The sequence below is a fragment of the Sphingobacterium sp. HSC-15S19 genome (assembly GCF_050433745.1).
GTDB classification, from domain to species: Bacteria; Bacteroidota; Bacteroidia; order Sphingobacteriales; family Sphingobacteriaceae; genus Sphingobacterium; species Sphingobacterium siyangense.
Genome location: NZ_JBNPWQ010000024.1, coordinates 16448 through 41792, shown reverse-complemented (window position 1 = coordinate 41792; position 25345 = coordinate 16448). Strand labels below are relative to the sequence as shown.

At 37.4% G+C, this 25345-nt stretch carries 18 protein-coding genes; 9 read left to right on the top strand and 9 right to left on the bottom strand.

Annotated features, from left to right (window positions below):
* Positions 1-16 precede the first annotated feature (16 nt).
* Entirely contained in the window at positions 17-2854 is a 2838-nt protein-coding gene (locus L1283_RS18825) for an outer membrane beta-barrel protein (protein ID WP_286849140.1), read from the bottom strand.
* A 269-nt stretch (positions 2855-3123) separates the two neighbouring features.
* On the opposite strand from L1283_RS18825, the gene L1283_RS18820 reads away from it, so the two are divergent.
* On the top strand, positions 3124-3720 hold the full coding sequence (locus L1283_RS18820; protein WP_075990330.1) for a ribonuclease HII: 597 nt from the start codon (positions 3124-3126) through the stop codon (positions 3718-3720).
* Between the two features lie 29 nt (positions 3721-3749).
* On the opposite strand, the gene L1283_RS18815 is transcribed toward L1283_RS18820, so the two are convergent.
* The 5 genes from L1283_RS18815 to L1283_RS18795 all read right to left on the bottom strand — a co-directional run bounded on the left by L1283_RS18815 (position 3750) and on the right by L1283_RS18795 (position 11538).
* On the bottom strand, positions 3750-6230 hold the full coding sequence (locus tag L1283_RS18815) for a YfhO family protein (RefSeq protein WP_286849136.1): 2481 nt from the start codon (positions 6228-6230) through the stop codon (positions 3750-3752).
* Between the two features lie 322 nt (positions 6231-6552).
* Positions 6553-6873, bottom strand: coding sequence for a YbjQ family protein (locus L1283_RS18810; RefSeq protein WP_046673052.1), 321 nt, complete (start codon positions 6871-6873; stop codon positions 6553-6555).
* A gap of 3 nt (positions 6874-6876) precedes the next feature.
* Positions 6877-7563 (bottom strand): potassium channel family protein, encoded by a 687-nt coding sequence (locus L1283_RS18805; RefSeq protein WP_075990332.1) that lies wholly within the window; start codon positions 7561-7563, stop codon positions 6877-6879.
* Between the two features lie 110 nt (positions 7564-7673).
* Positions 7674-9464, bottom strand: a complete 1791-nt coding sequence (locus L1283_RS18800) for a TrkH family potassium uptake protein (RefSeq protein ID WP_429626379.1) — start codon at positions 9462-9464, stop codon at positions 7674-7676.
* A 178-nt stretch (positions 9465-9642) separates the two neighbouring features.
* Positions 9643-11538 carry a hypothetical protein gene (locus L1283_RS18795; RefSeq protein WP_145330954.1) on the bottom strand — a complete coding sequence of 632 codons (1896 nt, stop codon included), beginning with the start codon at positions 11536-11538 and terminating at the stop codon, positions 9643-9645.
* A 95-nt stretch (positions 11539-11633) separates the two neighbouring features.
* Here L1283_RS18795 and L1283_RS18790 point away from each other — a divergent pair, with 95 nt between their 5' ends.
* Together L1283_RS18790 and L1283_RS18785 are read left to right on the top strand one after the other, a co-directional pair.
* Positions 11634-12671, top strand: a complete 1038-nt coding sequence (locus L1283_RS18790) for a hypothetical protein (RefSeq protein WP_088163336.1) — start codon at positions 11634-11636, stop codon at positions 12669-12671.
* Positions 12631-15084, top strand: coding sequence for a hypothetical protein (locus L1283_RS18785; protein WP_429626377.1), 2454 nt, complete (start codon positions 12631-12633; stop codon positions 15082-15084). The genes L1283_RS18790 and L1283_RS18785 overlap by 41 nt, the downstream gene beginning before the upstream one ends.
* 89 nt (positions 15085-15173) lie before the next feature.
* Here L1283_RS18785 and rsgA read toward each other — a convergent pair whose 3' ends face one another.
* Positions 15174-16094, bottom strand: coding sequence for a ribosome small subunit-dependent GTPase A (gene rsgA / locus L1283_RS18780; RefSeq protein ID WP_145330950.1), 921 nt, complete (start codon positions 16092-16094; stop codon positions 15174-15176).
* Positions 16095-16344: 250 nt separating this feature from the next.
* Between rsgA and L1283_RS18775 the strand changes: the two genes are divergently transcribed.
* Together L1283_RS18775 and L1283_RS18770 are read left to right on the top strand one after the other, a co-directional pair.
* Positions 16345-17610 (top strand): site-specific integrase, encoded by a 1266-nt coding sequence (locus tag L1283_RS18775; protein ID WP_115046308.1) that lies wholly within the window; start codon positions 16345-16347, stop codon positions 17608-17610.
* A 395-nt stretch (positions 17611-18005) separates the two neighbouring features.
* A complete protein-coding gene (locus L1283_RS18770) occupies positions 18006-18911 on the top strand; it encodes a hypothetical protein (RefSeq protein WP_115046304.1) in 906 nt (301 codons plus the stop codon).
* Between the two features lie 200 nt (positions 18912-19111).
* On the opposite strand, the gene L1283_RS18765 is transcribed toward L1283_RS18770, so the two are convergent.
* Together L1283_RS18765 and L1283_RS18760 are read right to left on the bottom strand one after the other, a co-directional pair.
* Positions 19112-19510 (bottom strand): hypothetical protein, encoded by a 399-nt coding sequence (locus L1283_RS18765; RefSeq protein ID WP_115046303.1) that lies wholly within the window; start codon positions 19508-19510, stop codon positions 19112-19114.
* A 35-nt stretch (positions 19511-19545) separates the two neighbouring features.
* Positions 19546-20526, bottom strand: coding sequence for a hypothetical protein (locus L1283_RS18760; RefSeq protein ID WP_115046301.1), 981 nt, complete (start codon positions 20524-20526; stop codon positions 19546-19548).
* An 86-nt stretch (positions 20527-20612) separates the two neighbouring features.
* Between L1283_RS18760 and L1283_RS18755 the strand changes: the two genes are divergently transcribed.
* Genes L1283_RS18755 through L1283_RS18740 form a run of 4 tightly spaced genes read left to right on the top strand, consistent with a single transcriptional unit; the run spans position 20613 to position 25345 of the window.
* Positions 20613-20846 carry a helix-turn-helix domain-containing protein gene (locus tag L1283_RS18755; RefSeq protein WP_115046299.1) on the top strand — a complete coding sequence of 78 codons (234 nt, stop codon included), beginning with the start codon at positions 20613-20615 and terminating at the stop codon, positions 20844-20846.
* 5 nt (positions 20847-20851) lie between these two features.
* A complete protein-coding gene (locus tag L1283_RS18750; RefSeq protein ID WP_115046297.1) occupies positions 20852-21337 on the top strand; it encodes a hypothetical protein in 486 nt (161 codons plus the stop codon).
* 50 nt (positions 21338-21387) lie between these two features.
* Positions 21388-24210, top strand: coding sequence for a DNA polymerase I (polA, locus tag L1283_RS18745; RefSeq protein WP_429626376.1), 2823 nt, complete (start codon positions 21388-21390; stop codon positions 24208-24210).
* Between the two features lie 4 nt (positions 24211-24214).
* Positions 24215-25345, top strand: coding sequence for a toxin-antitoxin system YwqK family antitoxin (locus tag L1283_RS18740; RefSeq protein ID WP_145330946.1), 1131 nt, complete (start codon positions 24215-24217; stop codon positions 25343-25345).

Sequence of the window (25345 nt, the reverse complement as noted above, 5' to 3'; positions counted from 1 at the left end):
TCCTATGGGAATCAGATTACATACGCGGAGGTCTCATTCCGCCCGGAAATCTATTCTCTCCTTCTGGATTTCCCATCGCAAATTTTTGGAATTTATAAGTAAACAGAATCATAAAATATCGACCCAAACGGTTGGTACGGCTATCTGTAATCATAGACTCACTCACCGTTCTTGAAACATTCGTTTGCTGATTTAACAAGTCAAATGCTTGTAGACGCACAGTACCACGTTGTTGACTCAAGAACTTCTGCTCCAAATAGGTATTTATGACGAAAGGATTTGCATTAATACCGGCTCCATAACCACTGTTGAATTGCTTGGATAGATCCGCTCCGAAAATGGTTGTTTTTGTTATGTTAACAGAACCAATCAATGTTGGTGTCCAGGACGAGACATTCGTCGTACGATTTGTCAATGAATTCTCTGTATGATTAAATTGGTAGCGTACCCCTGGATTGATTTCTAGGTTCTCGGAAGGATTATATCTAAACATTAAACCTTGATTTAATACAATATTCCGGGCGATGTTCTTTTGACCTACGTTATCATCTTTCTCTGTGGAAACATATCCAATATTTTTATTGTAAGACACACCCCCCATTAACATAATATTATATGTTTTTTCTTTCAGTGATTTACCATAATGATAGAAAGAACTCACATTAAATGGCTTATCGCTTGTTTCATTCAAATAGCGGGTTTCAGAAACTAACGTTGAATTTGTTTGGCCAGTTTGATAATCCATTAAATCATCAAAATAGCTTTTGCTCAAGCTCACAATCTTGTTGTTAGTCAAACCGGCATTAACGAACGCAAAGAAGTTGTTTCCTTTTTGAAAATCATTCTTACGGAATCTTACATTCAATTGATGGCTAAATTCCGGATTCAGATTGGCGTTACCGATCACAATACTCGTCCGGTTTGTACTCATATCAAACGGCAAGATCTGCGTTACTGAAGGCTCATTCGGTGTTCCCGAATAATTGACAGAGATATTGGACTGTCTCGAAAATTTATACTCAAAACGTGCAATAGGCATCCAGTTCATATTGTTGCGATGAATTGGCACGACTAACCCTGAACTGATCGCATCACCTCTTAATTGAGAAGGCTGAGCAGCAGCTCCAATGGAATAGGTTATTTTATCGCCACTATACAAATAGTTTGCCCCGATTTTATGTGTTGTGAACGAATAATCATAATTATAATCAAAATTCAACTTGGGATCTTCTGCAATAAGGTTTCCATCGCGATCAAACCCTTGTTGTTTATTCGAATTGTCATACTTGTTTTTGTTGAAGTCATAGGTAAACTCTACTTTTCCCTTCTCAGAAACAGGTTCAGTATAATTCACTGAAGCGCCCCCATTCCAACTTTTATTATTTGCTTCTAGAATCGTTTTTTCATAGATCGAATCTAGAGGAGCGTTTGCATTGTTGGGATCAGCCAATAGCCTATCTAAAATGGCATTCTGATCCTTCGTTGTTTTTGCATTATTGAAGTTCATGTTTACAAAAACATTCCTTCCTTTGTCATTAAATTTATGGTTGTACAATCCGCTAATCCCAAATCTCGGTGCAGTAGAATTTGCAACAATATCTTGGGCCTGTGAATTATTAAATACACTACTACGGTAAGTTAGCGAATTAGTACCTGTCGTTACATCACTATTGTCGTAACCAAATTGAGGAGAAATTTTGATATAGTCTTTCGTTGTAGGCTTCCATTCAACATTTGCTTCAAAACGGTGGCTTGCTCCTACTGTATTGGAATTAGATTGAACACTGTCCGTTTGCATGATATTAGGTAGTGTATTTTCCTGAAAGCGCTGCGAGATTGTTGTATTGTTGCTATGGCTATAACTGTAACTACCGTAAACCGTCAATTTATCATTAAAGTCTTTACGGTAATTCAGCCCGATAGAACCGATTTTAGTTAAACCGTCCGATCCGCCAAACATGCCGCCGCCGCGACGGCCGCCACCACCTTGGCCACGACGCGCACCGCCACCTACAGTACTAAAGTCAAATAAGGGTGCATTGGTATTGTTCAAATTTCCCAATACAGAAATTTGTTCACCTTCGCGCATCCCCATCCACATCCCTGTAGCCTGGTAACGATCTTCGGTTCCCACGCCTGCCCGTAAGGTAGTCATATGTCCTGTATTGTATTTTGGGTCAATCTGAATATTTAAGACTTTTTCTGAATCACCCGTTTTATTACCGGTTACATTGGCCATATCGCCATAATCATCGATGACCTGCATCTTTTGGATAATATTTGCCGGTAGATTTTGTGTAGCTGTCTTTACATCTCCACCAAAAAAGTCCTTACCATTTATACGAACCCGCTTAACAGACTCCCCTTGTGCCGTTACATTGCCGTCTTTATCGACTTCGACCCCTTGCAACTTTTTCAAAGCATCCTCTGCAACAGCCCCATCGCGGAGTTTTAGATCTTTCATGGTATATTCGAGGGTATCACTTTTGACAACGACTGTAGGGACTCCATCAACAACAACTTCTTGTAGCATCTGTGAGTTCTGTTGTAAAGTCAAACTTGGAATAATATGCTTTGATTCGCCTTTAGGGATACTAAATTCCTGCTCAAAGCGTTCGAACCCAAGGTTTGAAACAGTAATTTTAAAGGTGTCCGCCTTGACTTTATCAAAGATAAAAATCCCGGCCATATTAGATCCTGTCGTCATGGAATCCAATTTTGACGTTAATTTCACTGTTGCACCGGCGACAATTCGATTCTTGTCGTCCTTCAACATTCCCTGTATGCTCTTCGTCTGGCCATAAACGGTCCATCCCATCAGCATACTAAATAAAAAAAGCACAAAGCCTCTCATAATACGTATTTTTATATTTCTATAATTGATAAATCTTTGACTCTAAAACTATTGCTCAAGTTTAATTTGAAACAATATGGCCTAGACAAGAACAAACTTTTATTTTGTTAATGGAAATTATTCCAACGTTTTAATAGTCTAGCGCTCTTAATCTTTACAAAAGAAGACATTATTAGTGTTAATTAGTGTAAACGGTCGATATTCACACAGAAGTTACAATAGATAACTCTAAATTTATTTGTATTTTCGGCTATTTTAAAGAACTGAACATGCTATTATCATATTATCAGGAGCAGTGGATAGAGGCCGGCTGTGACGAAGCGGGAAGAGGTTGTCTGGCAGGGCCAGTTTTCGCTGCAGCAGTGATTTTCCCCACAGACTACCATCACGAGCTTCTTAATGACTCCAAACAACTTAGTGAAAAAAAGAGGATGGCTTTACGTCCCATCATTGAGCGCGAAGCCCTTGCTTATGCCGTTGCGAGCGTTTCAGCAGAAGAAATAGATCGCATAAATATCCACAATGCAAGCTACCTGGCGATGCACAAGGCACTTGATCTCTTAAAGACCAAAGCCGAGTATATTATTGTTGACGGGAATAAGTTTATTCCATATCAGCAAATACCGCATACATGTATCATCAAGGGCGACGGGAAATATCTATCGATTGCCGCAGCTTCGATTCTGGCTAAAACTTACCGGGATGAATACATGGACAACATCGCCTTGGATTATCCCGATTACGACTGGCTCAACAACAAAGGGTATCCGACAGTTAAGCACAGAACAGCTGTATTGGCACACGGCTCCACTCCACATCATAGAAAAAGCTTTAGAATAACCGATCCGCAGCTCAAATTATTCTAAAGCTCACACAATAAAAAAAGAAACAGCAACTAAGCCGCTGTTTCTTTTTTATTCCCTCTAAAGGAGAAATATATCGCCGCTCCTATTCCCAATACAAGAACAATAGACGAGATTAATGTCAATAAATTACCAAATTTGTGTGACTCTGGATCAAAAACAAATTCTACCTTATGCGTTCCCGCAGGTAATTGCAGTGCTCTTAGGATATAATCCGCACGAATAATTGGCGTTTCCTTTCCATCCACATACGCTTTCCATCCTTTATCATAAAATACTTCAGAAAATACAGCAAAGGCATCATTGGCAGCCGTATATTCATATTGCATTTTATCCGGATGGTAAGATGTCAACTTAATCTCCCCTGTCGTTGAAGCATTCGAAGTTTTAGCCTTAATCTCATTTTGATATTGTTGATTCACAAACGCCTCCTTATGTGGATCAAAAGAACTGATTGCTTGCATCTCCTCGGCATTTCCTTTCACAAAACTTACCCGATCCACAAACCAAGCATTTCCTGCAGCTGTACTTCTTCTTACAATACGTTGCGACTGATTCTGAGGATCTGTCGTAATCAAATAACGTACGTTGAACATATCCAACACATCTTCATTAAGGGCACCATTAAATTGATTTTCCAAAATTTCCTGGAAGCGCATTAATTTTGCCGCATGGTATCCTCCTAAAGATTTGTGAAAATAGGATGGACGGGCATCCGAAAATGGGTCCGAAGTCAAGTCAAGAACGCGGTAGCTTGGATCTTTATCCATTAAGATCAATTGATCCACTTCACGTTGTTGGAATACTTGCTGTACTGTAGCCCCTTTCTCCATAAAAGATTTGTCATTCAAAAAGCGCTTATCTACACTCCATAAATCAAACAAGAATAAGACCAACAATGTCCCCAGTAATACACCTTCGCTCAGTTTCTTCTTTAAAAAGACCCAAACAAATCCAAAAGTTAGTAGAACGATGACAAAGGAACGATAGGCATCTTTGCTTGCGATATCTTTACGATCCAGAACCAACTGGTTTGCCAAGTCCGTCGCAAAGGCCTTGTCGCCTATCTGGTGCTCAAAAGTTGCTACTAAATTGCTATGCTCCGCATTCCTAAAACTTAAAAAGAGATCGGGCATCACGCCAATAAGCAGACAGACGCCACCGACACCAATAAAAGTATACAGCACTTTTTTATCTAAGTTTGGAATCTCCTTCGCCCGTGTCAAAAGCTCATTGACAGCCAGAATTGCCATCATAGGTACTGTAATGGAAACCACAACAAGAATGGATTCAACAGCCCTAAACTTATTGTACATTGGGAAATAGTCAAAGAACAGATCTGATACAAGTGTAAAGTTTTTTCCAAAAGACAAAAGCAATGCTAAAATGGTTGTTGCCAGAATCCACCACTTGAAGCGGTCCTTGACAATAACAAGGCCTAAAACAAATAGGAAGAAAACTCCGGCCCCAAAATACCATGGTCCCGAAGTGAAACGTTTGTCGCCCCAATAGGTTGGCATGCCTTGTGCCATCTGACCAGCTTGAATCTCCGATGCACCTCCTCGTTCCATTAGGAATTTAGCGACATGTGATTTTTCGTCCAATTGTCCGCCAGTTGAACCACCATAGGCATTTGGAATCAAAAAGGTAATGGTTTCACCAATCCCTTGGCTCCACTCATAGGCATATTCTTTATCAAGCCCTTTCTCTTTGCTGTTGTTATTATCAACCTTAGTAATATTGGCATGTCCACGCGTACTTAATTTACTATATTCCCAAGTTGGTAATAAAATTGATGCATTTACCATCAAAGCGATGACCACTGCGATAATCTGCCTACCCGATGCAATAAAAAAACCTTTTAATTGTTTTTGTTTAATTGCATCTACGAAAGTGAAAATCACGTATACCATCAGGACTATCAACAGGTAATAGGTTGTCTGCAAGTGATTTACACGAATCTCCAGCGAAAGAAACAGCGCCAATAATACAGGGCCCCACAATTTACTTCCCCGATAACACATAATAACCGCAGCAATAACGGGTGGAATAAATGCAATTGCATTAGCCCTTGTTATGTGCCCAGCTTCAATATAAATAAAATTATAGGATGTAAACGCAATGGCTATTGCACCAATTGCTGCCAACCAGGGTTTGATCCGTAAGACGCTAAAAAGGAAATAAGCACCCAGCAAATAAAATAGCACCGTATCCATTGGGCTCGGAAAGGCGAACTTAACCGCTTTTAAGAAATAGGTACCAATGTTATTCTCATTTTCTTGCCAAATTTGATAAGTCGGCATCCCGCCAAACATAGAGTTAGTCCATAAGGGCGCTTTACCATCCTTTGCCTTAAAATCAAATAATTCCTTCTGTGCCGCCTGCGCTTGTACCACATCCGACTGCGCCAGCGTTTTTCCTTGCCAAACAGGGGTAAAATAAAAAAACACGAGCACAATGAATATCGCTATAACAATCAAATGTGCCGAATTCGCCTTAAACCAATTTTTCATCCGTATAAATTTGTCATTTAAAGGTGATGAAGCTATCTCATTTATTCAACTCACGCTATATCGTTCATTCACAGCTGGCTTTTTGCTGTATTTATGCACGCATTACACACGATTTTGATAAATTCCGATGATTTCATTTATCCTCTTAGGTTGTTTAAAAGTCTTAAAAGCCAAACTTAGATAAATTTGTTTTTATATACAATTATAATTATCGCTCAGATTGCTGTTAGTGGAAAGTTTATAACAGGTATTCCATCCGATCGATCCATTTCACATCTTTTAAGCACTAAAAAAGCCCTATGTTATTTAGGGCTTTAAGTAATTAAGATCTCATTTTTACGGCCGTTCCCGTCGCGCCTACCATCATCATGCCCCCTGTTCCTACCGTTTGAAAGTCCAGTCGAACGCCAACGACCGCATCAGCACCCAATGCGCGTGCACGGTCTTCAAGTTCACGTAACGCCGCTTCACGTGTTTCCTGGAATGCGCGTTCATAAGAATTGGATCTTCCGCCAAAAAAATCACGAAAACCCGCCATCATATCCTTGATTGCGTTCGCTCCCAGAACCACTTCGGAAGAGACTATCCCCAAATAACGTTCAATTTGGTGTCCCTCAATAGTACCAGTTGTTGTCAATAACATATTTTATTCTCCTTTTTGAATTAACTTATTAATATTGGATAACTCCCCAAAAACAACCAAAATATCGCCTTCTTCCATGATCGTTTCCGAGGCAGCAATTCCAGAAGCTTCCTTTTGTTCTTTGGTCACACCGTCCTTCTTCGTTTCTGTGATCTTCACAGTGGTCAACACGATAACCTTGTATAAATTGGTCAGGTTCGCTTCACGTAATGTCATGCCCACATAACGAGCAGGCACTTTAGTCTCCACAATGGAATATTTATCCGAAACCTTAAACGAATCGACAATATCAATATTGTCCAAGCGCATCGCCAATCGTTCAGCAGCTTCTTCTTCGGGCATAATATATTCATTGATTTCCATTGCTTCCAAAACAGTCTTTTGTAAATCTGAAACGATACGACCAATGATACGTTTAACCTTCAACTGTTTTAAGAGGGCTACGGTCATGAGCGAAGCTCCCTCATCCTCTCCAATAGCAACAATGACAGCATGGGCATCTTTAAGGGGTAATGACGATACCGCTTCTCGGTCGGTTGTATCTAGGCATACCGTGTGCGTTATCTTGTCCTTGAGTTGTTCAACGATACTGAGATTTCGGTCTGCCCCAATCACCTCATGTCCGAGCTCAGTAAGATGTACTCCTAAAGAACGTCCAAAATGCCCCAATCCTAAAACAATATACTTCATATCTCAAACTAAAATAAATTTACTGTTATTTCCAAGCTCTCTTTCGATCTACCTGCTCATATTACTCCGATAAGTTCATCAAAAGTTAGTCAATACGCTTGTCGGTCTACCTAAAACAAGATCTTTTCTTCCGGAAATACAATATTTCTCCGTGTTGTATTTTTAATAAAAGCGACCAGCAGAGTCAGCATACCCACACGTCCGACGAGCATTGTTAAGGCAATAATCAATTTTCCGCCCATACTGAGTGATGGTGTAATCCCCAAACTTAATCCACATGTTGTATAGGCTGATAGTGATTCAAAGAGGAGTGCTTTCATACTCTTATCGGGATCTGTAAAAATGAGCACAAAAAAACTGAACCCTACGACGAATAGCGACAACAGAATAATCGCAAAAGCCTTGTTAACAGATTCGCCGGCTATCCTCCTTTTAAAAATCTCAATATATTCTTTTCCCTTAGCCAGAGAAACAATATTCAACAGCGAAACAGCAACGGTAGTTACCTTTACTCCCCCACCAGTAGATCCGGGAGAAGCCCCGACCCACATCAGAATCATAATCAAAAAAACAGTCGGTGGCCCGACAAAACTCAAATCAACACTATTGTATCCTGCTGAACGCGCTGCATTGGCCATAAAGAAGGAAGTTGCCCATTCACCATCGATTCCCCTTTCAAGAGAAAGGGTGTTCCCTCGCTCCAAAAAGTAGAAAAACAAAGTTGCACCTACAATAATAATCGCATTACAGACCAGCACCAATTTAGAATTAAAGCTAAAGCTCCATGCTTTATGCTTATAGTTTTTCTTTGTGATCCATCGGTGATAATAAAGCAATATGGATTCTTTAATATAGGTGTAGAAATTCAATACAATTCCAAACCCCAAACCACCAAGAATGAAAAGCGAAGATAACGCCAGCTGGAATGGATAATTGAATTTATAGGCTTCATTGGTAATACCCCCAGATAAGATCGAAAATCCAGCATTACAGAATGAAGAAATGGAATGAAAGATCGAAAAGAAAACCATACTCCCTAAATTTGGAAAATTAGCACTTTCTAAGGTACTAAAGATCAGTATAGCTCCAAGAAATTCAAACAGCAGCGTAATAAATATCATGGTCAATAGGGTTTTAATGACAGAGGCCACTTTATTTTCACCCAGAATTTCACCAAACATCAATTGATTCTTAAAAGAAAATCCGCCAGAGAAAAAATAGCCAAAAAAACCTGTAAATGTCATAATACCCAATCCGCCAACCTGTATCAAAACAATGACCACGGTTTGTCCGAACATGCTAAAATTGGTTGAAATATCGGCAACAGACAAGCCAGTGATACAAACAGCACTAGTTGCCATAAATAAAGCATCCACAAAACTTAACGGAGCTTCTACCGTGGTACGGGGCAGCATCAAGAGTACGGTTCCGAGCAAGATAAGAACCAGGAAACTGATGACAAATAATATTGTCGGATTAAAATAAAAATTGTCAAAGAAAAGCGTACTTTTCGATAGCTCCGCGATAAAAATAAGATAGATTCCTAGATAAACCCACTGTTCTCTTGAAAAAACAGAAAGCGCTCCAAATCCTGCAAAACGGGCAATAAGGATAAATACAAAGTAGATGAGGATAACTAAGCCCGAGTAATGCTCAACAGCAATTTTTTTGAGTGCATAAATGGAAGATGACTCGCGGAGAGCAATCATGAAAAAGAGGACAAAGAAAAGATAATGAATTGTTTTACCAAGCAATTTCCCCAATGCAGGATCAGTAACATAGCCCACATTAAAAATAACGATTGCGGCGCAAATCATGCTCACATAGAACATGATTTTGTCTACAAGCCCATTTTTATATTTGAAAACAAACCGGATAAAACTTAAAATCGAATCTATCATAATGTCTCAAACTAAGATAAATCTGTCAATAAATGTAAATCTATCTCCGTTGTATTTTTTGGCGCGCTAACGAAGCCGGCAATGAGGTTTTATAAATACAGTACATCACTTCCTCTACCATTTCTAAAAAATATCGGCAACGGCACCAAACGGGAACCTTTCCACGTGAAACGGATCCTCAATTTCCCGTTCCTTCTTTCTCAAGTTCCTTTTCAGCTTTTTCACGGTCACGCTTCCGCTTCTCTTCAATCTTTGCCGCCTCTTTGGCCTCATCTTCTTTTTCTTCCTTCAGCAACTCCTCAGGAGTTTTGTGTTTCTTAAATATACTTGAAATCATTTTCTTGGCCTTGCTGATGCCCTCAACGACTTTTTCAACTTTTCCAGCCGTATTCATCAGTTTAGCCTCCCGTTCTGGACCAAGGCCGACACATTGTTTAATTCCAACCAACAAAGTCTGCCACATCGCTTTAAAAAACGGATGATTGGGATCCCGACGCTTGTTAATATGCCCCACCGTATATTTACCGTATAAATCCGGATTGCCCGGATTAAACAACACCTGATTAATCATAAAAGACAGCAGCCCCTTTTTTTCTCGACGACCATCATCACCTGGCTCCGACAGGATATTAACTTTGAGGTCATCATAATCCATTTTAAAGGTTCCTTTACTACGGTAATCGTTAGCCCATATGTCAAATGTAATCTGACTGAGATTGCCCGATTTAACCTCAACATTTAACAATGGCCGGATCATCTTATTAACGACCGTTAGATCCATTTTCCCAAGTGTGCCCTTATAGGTGTAGGCTCCAACTTTAGAGGTCATATCAAAAACAAAGTTGGTAGAAAGCTTGCCCGCATTCATAAAATTGCTGCTCAAATTTGCACGCATGAGCTTCTGCTTAAGCAATTTTGTCGAATCATTTGTCACATTCAATATCGTACCATACGTGTGATCAAAAGTAATGGTACCGATTTGACTATACTCATCACTCATTTCAGCATACGTAATTCCTATATTATCTAAAATTAATGAATCAATTCCCAAGCGTGTCGACATCTGCATTAATTTCATGTGCGGAGCATTTCCAATCTGACTGGTTGGTGGGCTTTTATAATGTTTATCACTATAAATCGAAAGAGAACCATTTTTTAAGCGTGCATTTTGTGCATATATTTTCTTATCACGAGAAAGCTCGGCAAAATTGAATCCCGTCAAAAGCAGGGTATCCATTTTCAGCACCATATAGCTTCCACCTTCACCTTTCTTCCGGTAATAAGCAGCCTTATTCAGCGTCGGCTGATAAGCAACTTTAGTCAAGAGGACATTGCGGTTTTTACTATTGATTTTCAACTGATCAAAGTTTACTTTATAAAACCCATCCGGAGTTTTATAGGTAAAACCAGGCACCTCAATATCAATCATTTTCGTATGATAAAAGCGCTGCCTGTCGTGCTCAGAAGTTGAATCGATCAAAACATCATCTATCCGGACCTTGACCTTCTTGACCTCGAAATCTTGATAAACCCCTTTTTGGACTTGCGTATATTTAAAATCGATGTCATTCAAATTGACGGCCCGCACCTGAATTTTTTTCAGATTGTCCTTTATTTTCTCGTACAGTGGTTTTTTAGATCCCCGACTCACCGTATCATTATAACGGTGTACCTCATTAATGACATGAATCGTTGGTCTTTCGACGGTGATATCATTCAGGAAAAGCTCCTTATCCATCAATACCCTTCGAATACCAAAGCTTTTTATTTTCAACCTATTGATGGAAATTTCGAAACGGTTATCTGGCGCTTTTTTGACCAGCTCCAACTTTTTATAGATGGAACTATCTGACACGAGATGCAGATTGTCTATTGTTATATTACCCAATAATAGGTTGACGTGGATATCGTCGTATGTAATAGTATACAAATTGTCCGTTGCTTGGGACACCAGCTGTTTGATTTTAGTATCTAAAAGAGGCTTCCACTTATTGCTAAAATACCAAATACCTCCAGCCAATGCCAATAGGATAAACGCTACAATACCAAGGATCCATTTGAAAATAGGCTTCATAAAGTCACAATCTCTTTGTAATTTCGTCTTTATTTTATTGAATAACAAACAAAATTAAGCCCATTTTGTTTGAATTACGACTAAATAAAGTGAATATGCTGCGTAAAACACAACTATTTTTATTTCTTGTACCGCTCTCTCTACTTTTTTTAAGTTCCTGCACCAAAACAAAGCATGAAACAGGCTTCTATTTTTGGAAGACAGTATTCCAGTTAGACACCGTAGAAAGCCGCTCTTTAAAGGAAATTGATGCGAAATCTATCTATGTCCGCATTATGGATATTGATTTCGATCCATCTGGTGTACAAGCCGTCCCTATTAGCCCCATTACGTTTTCGCAACCTGTCCCCAAAGAACAGCAGCTGATTCCTGTAGTATTTGTCAACCAACGTATTTTTGTGGAAATGGATAGCCTGCAAATCAGAGGACTGGCAAATAAAATTGTTCCGTTTGTGACGGCTAAAATACAACAAGCAGGAAAGGAAAAATTTACCGAACTCCAACTGGACTGCGATTGGACAAAGACATCCCGTGATAAATTTTTCTACCTGCTCACCTATTTACAACAATTGCCGGCCTTAAAAGATGTTGTCGTGAGCTCTACTCTGCGGCTACACCAGGTCAAAAACACAGTCACCAGCGGAATTCCGCCTGTGAAAAAAGCGATGTTAATGTGTTACAACATGGGAAATCTCAGACAATTTGGCAATCAAAACTCCATTTTAAATCAACAGGACCTCAAGACCTATCTAAGCGGAACATTACGCAACTATCCCATGGAAATGGATATTGCATTACCGCTATTTCAGTGGTTTGTCGTTTTCAGAAATAATAATTACATCGGTATTTCAAAACATATCAATGAAGAAGATCTCAAAAACTCGTCATTGTTTACCCATAACCCCAATACGAACCTCTATATTTTAACGAAAGATCTCCCAAAAGCAAACCTTAAAAAGGGAGATGTTATACGTTTTGAATCCATCAATCAGGAGGAACTCTTACAAACGGCAAAATTTTTGAAGGGAGAGCTGAAAGGAAAAGAACACCGGATTATTTTTTATCATTTAGATCAAGCTACACTAGCAAACCATGGCAATGCCGAATTACAAAAAATTATTGCTACTTTCTAGCACTACATTAGCTTTCTTCTTTGGGGAGATTGCAACCAATATCGCCTGTGGTCCTGAAGTGGATCCTTACGACAATCAAACGACATATTATCTCCCCAATCTGGAGGACAATGGATTTTCTGCCTTTCAATTTATCCCCTACCAATTTCTTTATACGGAAGAAGCTCCAGTCAAAGAAAGTTTAATCAATTCCGAAACCTGGGCTAAACACTTAGGTTCGCAGGTCAAGGTTAAGGATGTCGAGCAATTGATGTACAACAGCAACGCTGCAACCGCTAATTTAGCGAGCAATCAACAAAAGTCGACTTGGATCAACCTGCCAGATTCCATTAAAGGAAATACGTTCTTAAGCACATTGATTGACGGAAAACATGAAGCTGAACGCGCTTATTTTATGTTCACCAAAAAGCAGGAACCCATCACGAATATTCAACATAACTATTGGGATCCGGATACCCGAAATTTCAAAGAAATCACACAATTAGCTGAACTCGCCGAACAGCAGATCTCCAAGTACCCCAAAAATAGCTTTCTCTATATCCGCTATGCTTATCAAGCTGCCCGTTTATATCTATTTGGGCAGGAATACGCCAAGAGCATGACGATTTATGAAAAGTACCTGCAATCTGCTAAGGGAGACGAAGCTATCCTCAATTGGGCACTATCCAACTATGCGGGGGCTGTCCGCAAAAATGGTGATCCTGCAAGGGCAGCTTATCTCTTTTCTAAATTATTCACTGCCAGTCCAGAAAGGCGCATCCTCGCTTATGCTAATTTCCATTATATCACAGCCAGTGATGCTGAGATATTTCAATATGCAAAAAATGATGCGGATCGGTTCAATATCAATGCTATCATAGGCTTTGGCACAAGTGACTATGCCCTGAAATATCTGAGCGACTGCTATCAGCTCGATCCTGCCAACACCGTAAATGCCGTACTATTGGGACGCGAAGTCAATAAGATAGAAACAGAAATGAACGAGTCTTTTTACCTCAGTAACGATAATTATAATTACTACAGTAAAAATGACGATAAAGGAAAAGTTAAACTACATCTGGATTCTCTTCGCAATTTTGCCCTAAAACTTTATCGCGACAAAAAATATGTTCAACCCCAAATGGGCCTTATTACTGCTGCCTACCTAAGTTGGATGAATAAGGAAAATGCTTTAGCAAAAGAATACCTTGCTGGAATAAAAGAGACTGACCTCAGTCCAAAATTGATTGATCAGCTTCAAATTACCCGATTGCTCACACAATTGACGGACTGGCAAAGCAGTAAGCAGCTGGATGAAGTTCAATTGACCAAAACCTTATCGTGGTTAGAAGAAAAAGCAAAACTAGATGGTAAAGAAGATATCCGCAAACAAAACTGGGGTTATAGTGCTTTTGAATACAGCAACTATAGTTTAATCTGCCGGAACATTTTACAAAATCTTGTTGTAAAACACTATTTGAACACACAAGACACCGCTATGGCTAGTTTAGCTGCTGTAAAGGCAGATGCTTTTTACAACTATGGCTTTGTGAAAGACTCATTGGAAGATAATATGCAGTGGACAACAATGCACTTTTGGGAAAATAGCCTTACACCTAAAACGCTGTTAAAAATAAGGAATTTATTGTCGGACAATTCCCAACAGAACACCCTGTCTAAATTCTTATTGAAAGATATCAAACATTTTAATAGGGATTATCTCACCGAATTACTGGGTACAACTTATTTGCGCGAACTGGATTTCCAAAAAGCAGCAAAAACTTTAGTGGGACTTCCTAAAGACCATAAAATAAAAGAAATTAAAAACTGGTACGATGCGGATGAAAGCGATATTACACCGAATCCATTTATTGTAACGATAAATGATTACCCTAAAAAATATGGTAAAGAGTCCACCACTAAGCTAAAATATGCTGAACGGATGGCACGCTTGGAAAATGCCATAAAAACGGAAAAGAACAACCAGAAAAAAGCCGATTATTATTTCCAAATGGCCACCGGTATTTATCAGACTAGTACCTATGGAAATGCTTGGTCCCTGGTGTCCTATGACTGGTCGTCCACCGACAACCACGCCGCTTCGACACTTCACTGGCAACGAAATTATCTACAGACAAAATCAGCAAAAGAATGGTACAGCAAAGCGCGTACGCTGAGCACAGACAAAGAGTTCAAAGCGAAATGTACCTTTATGCTTGCCAAATGTGAGCAGAAAGATTTTGTCTATACCAATGAATCGCGTTGGCAATACTATGATTCGCCATTAAAGAATCCTTTCTATCGTTTTTCGATGCAAAATAAATACTTCAAAGAATTGAGTACACAATATAAGGATACGCCTTTCTTTACAATCGCTTCGCGGGAGTGTACCTATCTCCGTGATTTTCTAAATTTAACACAAGCGATACATTAAGGGCTTCATCCTATCTCGTTTTACAAAAAATAGCGCCTTCTTGATGTAAGAAGGCGCTATTTTTTTATAAAGATTAAGATTTATATAGATTAAGATCTACTATCCTCATTATGATATATACTGAGGTAGCTATCGTAGCGCGAACTCTCAATAGAGCCTTCTTCCACAGCCTCCATAATGACACAACCGGGTTCATTGATATGCCTACAATTATGAAATCGACATTGATTCATCAACGCGCGCATCTCTGGAAAAAAATGGGATAGCTCCTGTTTTTCTATATCGACAATTCCCAACTCACGAATACCAGGCGTATCAATTAGCTTCCCTCCAAAATGGAGATCGAACATCTCAGCAAAAGTAGTTGTATGCTTTCCTTTGTCGGACCAATCGGAGATTTCACCAGTTTTCAACCCATATTCAGGGACGATTGCATTAATCAACGTTGATTTACCAACCCCGGAATGGCCTGATACCAAGGTTATTTTATCTTTAAGCAGTTGCTTGACAACGTCGATGTTTGTACCGGTTAACGCAGAAACCTCGAAACAGGGGTAACCAATATGTTCATAAATAGCTTTATAGTCGGCCAATATCTCCAATCCTTCATCACTAAAAAGATCCAATTTATTGAAAATAATTACCGCAGGAATTCCGTACGCCTCTGTTGTTACTAGAAAGCGATCGATAAAACCCAAAGAAGTTGGTGGCGAGGCAAGTGTCACCACTAAAAAAGCCTGATCCAGGTTTGCTCCGATAATTTGAGTTTGCTTGGACAGATTGACGGATTTTCGAATAATATAATTTCGACGAGGTTCCAGTTCGTGAATGACCGCACTTTCCTGATCAGGTTCCACATCAAAATGCACCCAATCACCCACAGCAACAGGATTAGTCGTTTTTATTCCTTTGGTACGAAACTTTCCTTTGATACGGCAGTCGTATCTTTTATCATCTTCACCCAAAACTTGGTACCAACTACCTGTCGATTTAGTTACCAGTCCTCTCATAAATCCTGTTGCATTAAATGTGTCATAGTACAAAAATCGGAAAAATTTATTAAACTTACCCTTTGATGAATTTCTTACCTTTGTAAGGAGACTAAAATTCAATTTTGTGAAAAAACTATTTCTTTTATAATATATTTTTATTGACCTTTACCACGCTATATAGGGGAATAAACCTATATATTTCATTACAAATAAGTATCAATTTGATAAAAAAGGTATCTAAATAGGTATCTAGTAAAAACATATTAATATGTTAAAAAACGGGGTTAACGCAGGAAAAAATATATATAAAGCAAGGTTAAAGAGCAGAAAAGAAGATGCTAAAAAACTCACAATAAGTTTTGAATACCTCAATTCTGCTGGGGAGAAGAAATATTATACAAATACTTATAAATTAAATAAAGAGCCTTATGTAGTTAACGGGGTCGTTAATATGAATAAAAACGTCGTAAGACAAAGATTTAAATTGGCTGACCACTATGTCGACATGTTAAATGAAATGTTGCAAGATACAGTATTCGATGTAGATAGACACATGTTCATCCAAGATGGTAAAAACAAACTATTTGTAGATTTACTGAATGAGTTTATCTCTTGGAAATCCAAGAAAGTAACAGCTAGTTCCCTAATCACTTACCAAAGCGTTATCAATGAAATAATTAAATATCTTTCAGAAAAAGGATTACAAAATATTAGCCTTAAAAATGTGGATGTATATTTAATTGAGAACTTAGTTGACAGAAAACTTGACTATTCAAATAGTAGGGCGAATTATTATCTTACAGTTTTATCAAATTTTTATAAAAAGTACCTCATCAAGTTTCTCGGAATACTAACCAATGACGAAAATATAATATCCAGAATTGAACGATATAAGCAAAATGAAACAAAAAAACATGCTATTTATAATAATATTGACAAAGCATTCTCTGACTTAACGGAACATAAATTCTACTTAGGTTTCATGGCTAAGGTTATATATTATAGTCTCCACCGCATGGATACAATTACAAAACTGCAATATAAAGACTTCAATTTAAAAGAGGGTATAATCAATATCCCCAGCGATAAAATCAAAACGACAAAAAAACTAACCATCAGAATAAGTAAACATCTATTACCATCTATACAAGAATATGTAGAAAAATACCCCCCTCAACCAAATGACTTTTGGTTTGGTCATAATAATATGGTTCTAAACTGTAAAGGGAAAGACAGTTATGATATAGTAATGTTCGGTAAATTTAAAACACCATCCTATACGATATCTCATCATTTCGATGAATTTAAAAAGAAAAAAGGTACTGACAAGACCTTATTTACTAAAAATCATACACTTTATGGATTTAAAGCTAATGGGTATACATATTTCAAAAATGGTGGCGATAAAAAGCAAGGAATATTGAGCGACGAACAAATTATAAAATTGACAGGACACAGCAACACCGCCATATTAAAAAAATATAGCAGAGAATATGAAGCTATAATTCCGAAAGACATTTGGGATAACTTATAACCTCTATTTTTTAAAACCTGGTAATAACCCCCTTTTTACCACACCTATACAACCTTTTGTAAGGATAAATCAGCTAAGTTAAATATCATAAAAATGTAAGTATCCGCTTAATCATTGTAATGAAGTACATAAGTCGGTGTCTTCAAGTGGGTACAAGCGACATTTTTACATTAAAAAAATTTTCCAAAAATTTTTGAGCCTCAAACTTTACAAATTTTCCGTTATGAGCTATTATATACAATATCAATAATTTGGGTTCACTATCATCTTGCATTATATTGGCTATTTGAGCCATACCATCATTATAGGTACTCTCAAATTTTAAATTATTTAAAAGACTTGATAGAGATTTCTCTACTAGGTCTTCTTGAAAAAAAAGTATGTAAGAAAAAACTATGACATTAATTATATTTTCATATATCAGCAATCCATCAATCCGTAATATTTTAAATACTGTTACAAAAAAACGTGGTAAAAAAAGATGGTTGTTAAAAAACCTACGCTTACGAAAATGCAAAGTGAATAAGATAGGAAGACCAAGATTAAAAATTTCAGATGAAGAGAGACAAAAGCGTAAACGCCTAAGTAGTAACGTTAGTCGCATGAAGAATTACAATAGAAAAAGAGATAAAGATTTAAAAGATATTGATAAAACCTTATCTACTTTGACCAAAGAAAAAATGGTCAAAGCTCTCAAACGCTTCTTCTCCACTCATTACCAGTTTAATTTTTTTATTTCTTTACAGTCAGGATTTAATTTAGATAAAAGAGATTCTAAATTGCCTAAAAATAAAGAAGAATATCGATTATTAAGGCAACAGGATAAATATCAAATTACCAAAAGCATTACACTAAAAACGTGTATGAAAAGGACTAACGAATTTTTGAATCTATTACGCAATAAAGATGGAAATCTAATTTATGACAACTATGTTGTTTGCTATCATAAAGGAAAATATGACAATACATTTCACAGTCACATAGCCATTAATATTGTAGATAAGTCGGTTAAAAATAAACATACATTCTGTTATAACAGATGGAAATATTGCAAACGTAAAAAGCAAATGGTAAAAAAAATTTACAATTCAAAGGAATGTATTGGCTATATGCTAGAAGAGAAGAAGCGTCTTGACAGCGATTTCGTTGAATGGGATACGAATATCGATTGTAGTGCGAACCGATTAGTTACCCAATTTGACTTGGTCGATGATTACGATTATGCTATTAAAAATTATTCTCATCCATTAACCCAAGAAAAATTAATAAAATATGGCATACCACCAAAGCGGATTGCATAAGGTCATGGATACCTAAATAAAATTTTCATAGATTCTTTTTTTAAAAGGGACTGTCAAAAAAAGATTAGATAGTCCCTATTTTTTCAGGGATACTTACACTATCCCTAATATTAATTTAATACTATGTTGTTTTTTGTCTAGAGATACAAAAACTATCAATGAAAAAAGCGAAGCGATATTACTCCGCTTTTATTTTAAAGCTATTTTTTCAGAAAGTATCCAACTTCGTTATATGCGTCGTTGTATTCCGTTACTATAACTAAATATTTTCTATCAAAATAATAATCAAAAATATAATAGTTACCATCTTCATCTTGCATTGTACATTGCTTTTTTACAATGTCATATGTACCACTAGAGACACTTCCTTTATCATTTGTATTAGAAACTATTCGAAATGATTTGTCGCTAAAAAAGGTTATTTCTGACGTTATTTCTTCATCATCATTTTCTTCTATGAATTTACCATCCTTTACAATACCTTTTTTAACTAAAAAATAGGTGCCTAAAAAAGAATTATCTTCATCCTTCGAACATGATAAAAAAATAAAAAGGGATAGAAAAATTGAAAAAATAAGAGTGTAATTAATAGTTTTCATACAATGTATTTTATAATTATAATAACTATTTATGCTTATTGTACCAAAAGGTATTTAGATATAAAGCTATTGTCTATCTTATAATAAGGATAAGCTTTAGATAGCAATTCTATTGTTTCTTTGGGCAATAGCGTAATTCGAATATTTATAGTAACATCGTTGTCAAGCCACGAAATTAGCTGACTTTTTGTGTAATTACCTCGTACCATAATCATTCTATCAGAACCGATAAATAGTTTATTAGAATCTTTATAATATTTTGTCAAAGAAGGCATAAATGTGACCATATATTCCCGACCATTTATGACAAATTGTTTGGTAAGGTCTTTATTATAATTTGGGTCTAGAATGAACCATTCACCATTATTTATAGAAGCCTCATAAGTTACAATCCCTTTATCATAATAATCTTGGATATTACCAGTGCTAATGAAATAATCTGCACTTGTTGCTGAAAATGTAGAATAACCTGGTAACCACGTTGTAGAATAATTAATACATGAGCTACAATTTTTTGAATAAGGGAAATTTTCTTTTACTAAAACCCTTTTAGTAAGTTGGTCTTGGGGTTTCAATGATACAGGATTGCCCCACCCACTTTGAGATTTTGGACCAAAAAAATCCATTTTGGAAATATTTATATAAAAATCTCCAATTTTACCTATGGATGAAGAAGGCACAGAATTTCCACTTAAAATTGTATTACCATCGTTTCCGTTAGTTCCATTTGCACCGTCCTTTCCATCATTACCACTTAATCCAACCCCAGCACCCCATCCACTTTGAGATTTTGGACCAAACAATTTTGCAGTTTTAAGATTGAGATAAAAATCGCCATTTTTTCCAACGGACATCGTAGGGTCTACGTCTCCGCTCAAGATTGTGTTACCATCGTTTCCTTTAATCCCCTGTTCACCCTTTTCTCCTTGTTTCCCGTCTACTCCAATTGCTCCATCTTTACCGCATGAAAAGATAAGTAAGGTTAATAACAGATAGCTTAGTTTTATAATTTTCATATTTTCAGTAATTAAGTTAATAAATTAAGCAAATATAGCACATGTCATATATACAAGAAAATTTAAATTAAGAAATTTTGTTATGTATGGCTACTAAGAATCCACGTAACGAAGAGTTGATAATATTATTCGGCAAAAACGTTCGAAAATACCGTGAGAAAAAGGGACTAACTATGTTGCAACTTGCCTATGCGTGCAATGTCGAATATAGCACTATAAGCACAATTGAGAGGGCAATAGTTAATTGCTCCCTAAGTACAGCTCATAGCATAGCTCAAGCCCTTGACATATCATTAGACAAGCTCACATCAGAAGACTAGATTGAATGAAAAACACTATCCACACATTGCTTCATCCATTTACTCACTTATTTTCTATTTCCCGTTTATTGGATGAAAAAAAAACAGATGCTCTAATTGATACAATCATTCAGCAAGACTATGTGCAAGTCCTACAATTGGTAAATGAATGGATTGATGATATCAGAAACTTCCAAAAAAAAGATGAATCGTCTTTGTTATTATTATTAGAGCTATCACAATTTCACACATCAATTCAAAGTTTGTATAATTATGTTGAGGATTTAGAGTATCATAAACAATCAACGAATGCTCTGGATTTAATCAATATCGTTAACGTTGTTTTAAAAAAGTATAATATAAAAAATCATAAAGAAATCGGAAAAGAGATATTTTTCAATATAATGCAAGCGTCTAAATCTGTACCTTTGAACTTAAACAAAACTAATTCAGAAGTCGACGTCCGTGCAACTGCATTTGCTCGAACTTCAAAAGCTATTTTAAAAAAGTAGGTATCTATTTAGGTATCTCATCTTTATGACTAAAAATTATTTCTTTGATAATGAGCAATTTAAATCAATATAATAAAAAACTATTTCTTTTAGACGGAATGGCTCTCATATATAGAGCTTATTTTGCTTTGAGCAAAACTCCCCGAATTACCTCAACAGGGTTAAATACAGGAGCAATCATGGGATTTACCAATACATTATTGGATGTATTGAAAAATCAGCAACCTTCCCACATAGCAGTAGTGTTCGACACAGCGGCACCTACCGCTCGACATATTGAATTTGAAGCTTATAAAGCACATCGGGAGAAAATGCCAGAAGACCTTGCTGCTTCTATCCCCTATATAAATCGCTTAATCGAGGGCTTCAATATCCCAATTATCACGATGGATGGATACGAAGCCGATGATATTATCGGAACACTTGCAAAAAAGGCCGAGAAACAGGACTTTCAAATCTATTGCATGACACCCGATAAAGATTTTGGGCAACTTGTGTCTGAAAATATCTTTATCTACAAACCTGCTCGCATGGGTAATGGAGCAGAAGTACAAGGTGTCAAAGAGATTCTTGAAAAATGGGAAATTTCTGATGTTTGCCAGGTCATCGATATTCTCGGTCTTTGGGGTGATGCCGTAGACAATATCCCTGGTATACCTGGTATTGGAGAGAAAACAGCGAAAAAACTTGTTCAGGAATACGGATCTGTCGAAGGCATTATCGCTAACGCGGACCAACTAAAAGGAAAAATGCGTGAAAACGTAGAGAATTTTGCAGAACAAGGGCTCATCTCCAAAAAATTAGCCACTATTTTATTGGATGTACCTATTGAACTCGATGAAAAATCGCTAGAACTGGAAGATCCAAACAAAGAAATCCTTGAACCGCTATTTGCTGAATTAGAATTCCGAACACTTGGAAAACGAGTTTTCGGCGAAGATTTCTCCGTCCTTGACAAGAGCAGCCCTACAAATGGACAAATGGATCTATTTTCGACCACAACAACGACAATTACCACCACCGAAATTGTTACCGAAGTTAGCGTCGAAAATGCAGCAATAAATAACATCCATAATACCGCACATGAGTATGTTTTGGTTGATACAAACGAAAAACAAGTAGCGCTCGCTCAACAGCTTGCTTCTTTGGATAGTTTTTGTTTTGACACAGAAACAACAGGATTAGATGCAAACCTTGCGGACATTGTGGGCTTATCATTTTCTTTTGAGAACGCAAAAGCATATTATGTCCCAACACCTGCCGATCGTGATAGCGCTCAGGCTATAGTCGATATTTTCAAGGGCGCTTTAGAAAACCCAAAAATTGAAAAAATAGGACAAAACATCAAGTACGATATTTTATTATTAGCACGCTATGGTGTAAAAGTACAAGGCACCCTTTTTGACACCATGCTTGCACATTATCTGATTGATCCAGATACCCGTCACGGAATGGATGTACTCGCAGAAAATTACCTAAATTACAGCCCGGTATCAATCACAGAACTTATCGGTGAAAAGGGAAAAAAGCAAGGGAATATGCGCGACGTTGAAGTCGAAAAAATAAAAGAATATGCCGCTGAAGATGCAGACATCACGCTACAGCTCAAAAATATATTTCAACCTCTTCTTGTCGAGACCAACACTATGCAGCTCGCTCAGGATGTTGAATTTCCATTAGTATATATCCTCGCTGAAATTGAACGAAACGGTGTAAAAATTGATGTTCCGGCACTTGAAGAATTTTCAAAAACACTGGAGCAGGACATTAAAAATCTCGAGGAAGCTATCTTTGAGAAAGCAGGTGTAAATTTCAATATCGCATCCCCTAAACAATTGGGTGAAGTCTTATTCGATAAACTGCAACTGGATCCTAAAGCTAAAAAAACAAAAACGGGACAGTATAAAACAGGTGAAGATGTGTTATTAGCTTTGGCCCATAAATCAGATATCGTCCAAGATATTTTAAACTTTAGGCAAATGCAAAAACTCAAATCAACCTATGTTGATGCACTACCTGAGTTGATAAACCCCGAAACAGGGCTCATTCATACGTCCTACAATCAAGCGGTTGCCGCAACAGGCCGTCTGAGCTCAACGAATCCGAACTTGCAGAACATCCCGATCCGTACCGAGCGGGGGAGAGAAGTCAGAAAAGCCTTTATCCCAAGATCTGAAGACAATGTGATCCTCTCTGCCGATTATTCGCAGATTGAACTTCGCCTAATTGCAGAGCTAAGTAAAGATCAAAATATGATGGAAGCGTTTAGCCAAGGTCATGATATCCACCGAGCAACAGCCGCGAAAGTATACAATATGGATTTTGATGCCGTTACTTCTGAACAACGTCGCAACGCGAAAGCAGTTAACTTCGGCATTATATATGGTCAGTCGGCATTTGGCCTTTCTCAAAATCTTGGCATATCACGTAAAGAAGCATCCGATATCATCAATGAATATTTTAACCAATATACAGGGATAAAAAAATACATGAGTGATGCCGTCGAGTTTGCAAAGGAGAATGGTTACGTTGAAACAATTTTAAAACGGAGACGTTATCTGAGAGATATCAATTCCGCAAACATGACCGTCCGCGGATTCGCAGAAAGAAACGCTATCAACGCTCCGATCCAAGGATCAGCAGCAGATTTAATCAAACTTGCCATGATCGCCATTCAAAAGGAAATTGAGCAGCGAGGTTTATCCGGCAAAATGATCATGCAGGTGCATGATGAATTGGTTTTTGACGTACCTAAAGACGAGGTAGCGGTATTCAAAAAAATCATTTTGGATAAAATGTCCAATGCTATAAAAACAAATGTTCCTTTGATCGTAGAAATTGGAGAAGGCAAAAATTGGCTAGAAGCACATTAAAGTTATGATTAGAAAACTCATCCATATCTTATTATTATTGTGTGTCTGTAGCTTTACAAAGCTACATGCGCAAGATGACAAACCTGTATTCTATGAAAAACTAGACCAGGGATTGATTCGCTTTTATTTTGACAAATATTATTATTTAGTTTCAAAAGAATGTGAGTTTAAAACGATCGAACGTGTGAGCAAATTTGATTTTGCAAAGCAAGTTTTTGATGGAGAGTTCCGCGATTTTGCGCCAAATGGATCGAGAATACTCATTGGTTCCTATAAAGATGGTAAAAAAGAAGGCTTATTCCAAGCCTTTCATCCGAACGGAGTGCTAAAATGGGAAGTAAATTTTCAAAACAACCATCCAACCGGTGATTGGAAATATTACTACCCGGATGGAAAACCCTTATTAACCATTGCCTATAATGAGCAAGGCTATTTTATCAAAGATTACTGGGACAACAGAGGCAAACAGGAGGTGATAGACGGCGAAGGCAACTATGAATTTTCTATTCCTTTTGAAGGTTTTACGGAGTTCGGTTTTGATTTCTATCTACGCAAAGGAAAGGTAAAAAACGGTAGGCCGCAGGGAAACTGGAATACATATTTCTACAATGTAGGTCAGCAAGCAGTTTACGCCATGACACAACGCTTTGCAAATGGTGTACTCACAACGACCTATGACGACAATGGAGATCTAAATAATGAGGATTTCATGTCGCTAAGTATCCTCCCTTACGACTATTTTATACGAGCGGAACTATTTAACGGTAAGTCCTGCAGCTTTGATGATTATTCCAATTTTTATGCATTCCTAACCAAACGTTTTAACGACAATCTCAATAAAACCGGGCTAGACATCACCAAACAGGTTAATTTTTCTTACTTAGTGGAAGTAAAGAAAAGCGGAATGGCTAATCCAAAAAGCCTCAAGTTAATATCAGATTCCGGCGACGAGCCTTTCGATGGCACTTTGAGCCGTATTGCGAGAAGTGTTGACTTCTATTTCCCTACATATAAAGACAATCAGCCTCAAGACGATCTTATCAGAGTATCCGGCGGAATCACACAGGGTAATGACGGAAAAATCTATACCCATTCAATTAAAATCGAAAGACAAATAGACAATTCGAGTAAATAA

Excerpts from the sequence above, each read along its gene's own strand:
- L1283_RS18825 (WP_286849140.1), bottom strand. The coding sequence starts at position 2,854 with ATGAGAGGCTTTGTGCTTTTTTTATTTAGTATGCTGATGGGATGGACC.
- L1283_RS18820 (WP_075990330.1), top strand. The coding sequence starts at position 3,124 with ATGCTATTATCATATTATCAGGAGCAGTGGATAGAGGCCGGCTGTGAC.
- L1283_RS18815 (WP_286849136.1), bottom strand. The coding sequence starts at position 6,230 with ATGAAAAATTGGTTTAAGGCGAATTCGGCACATTTGATTGTTATAGCG.
- L1283_RS18810 (WP_046673052.1), bottom strand. The coding sequence starts at position 6,873 with ATGTTATTGACAACAACTGGTACTATTGAGGGACACCAAATTGAACGT.
- L1283_RS18805 (WP_075990332.1), bottom strand. The coding sequence starts at position 7,563 with ATGAAGTATATTGTTTTAGGATTGGGGCATTTTGGACGTTCTTTAGGA.
- L1283_RS18800 (WP_429626379.1), bottom strand. The coding sequence starts at position 9,464 with ATGATAGATTCGATTTTAAGTTTTATCCGGTTTGTTTTCAAATATAAA.
- L1283_RS18795 (WP_145330954.1), bottom strand. The coding sequence starts at position 11,538 with ATGAAGCCTATTTTCAAATGGATCCTTGGTATTGTAGCGTTTATCCTA.
- L1283_RS18790 (WP_088163336.1), top strand. The coding sequence starts at position 11,634 with ATGCTGCGTAAAACACAACTATTTTTATTTCTTGTACCGCTCTCTCTA.
- L1283_RS18785 (WP_429626377.1), top strand. The coding sequence starts at position 12,631 with ATGGCAATGCCGAATTACAAAAAATTATTGCTACTTTCTAGCACTACA.
- rsgA (WP_145330950.1), bottom strand. The coding sequence starts at position 16,094 with ATGAGAGGACTGGTAACTAAATCGACAGGTAGTTGGTACCAAGTTTTG.
- L1283_RS18775 (WP_115046308.1), top strand. The coding sequence starts at position 16,345 with ATGTTAAAAAACGGGGTTAACGCAGGAAAAAATATATATAAAGCAAGG.
- L1283_RS18770 (WP_115046304.1), top strand. The coding sequence starts at position 18,006 with ATGACATTAATTATATTTTCATATATCAGCAATCCATCAATCCGTAAT.
- L1283_RS18765 (WP_115046303.1), bottom strand. The coding sequence starts at position 19,510 with ATGAAAACTATTAATTACACTCTTATTTTTTCAATTTTTCTATCCCTT.
- L1283_RS18760 (WP_115046301.1), bottom strand. The coding sequence starts at position 20,526 with ATGAAAATTATAAAACTAAGCTATCTGTTATTAACCTTACTTATCTTT.
- L1283_RS18755 (WP_115046299.1), top strand. The coding sequence starts at position 20,613 with ATGGCTACTAAGAATCCACGTAACGAAGAGTTGATAATATTATTCGGC.
- L1283_RS18750 (WP_115046297.1), top strand. The coding sequence starts at position 20,852 with ATGAAAAACACTATCCACACATTGCTTCATCCATTTACTCACTTATTT.
- polA (WP_429626376.1), top strand. The coding sequence starts at position 21,388 with ATGAGCAATTTAAATCAATATAATAAAAAACTATTTCTTTTAGACGGA.
- L1283_RS18740 (WP_145330946.1), top strand. The coding sequence starts at position 24,215 with ATGATTAGAAAACTCATCCATATCTTATTATTATTGTGTGTCTGTAGC.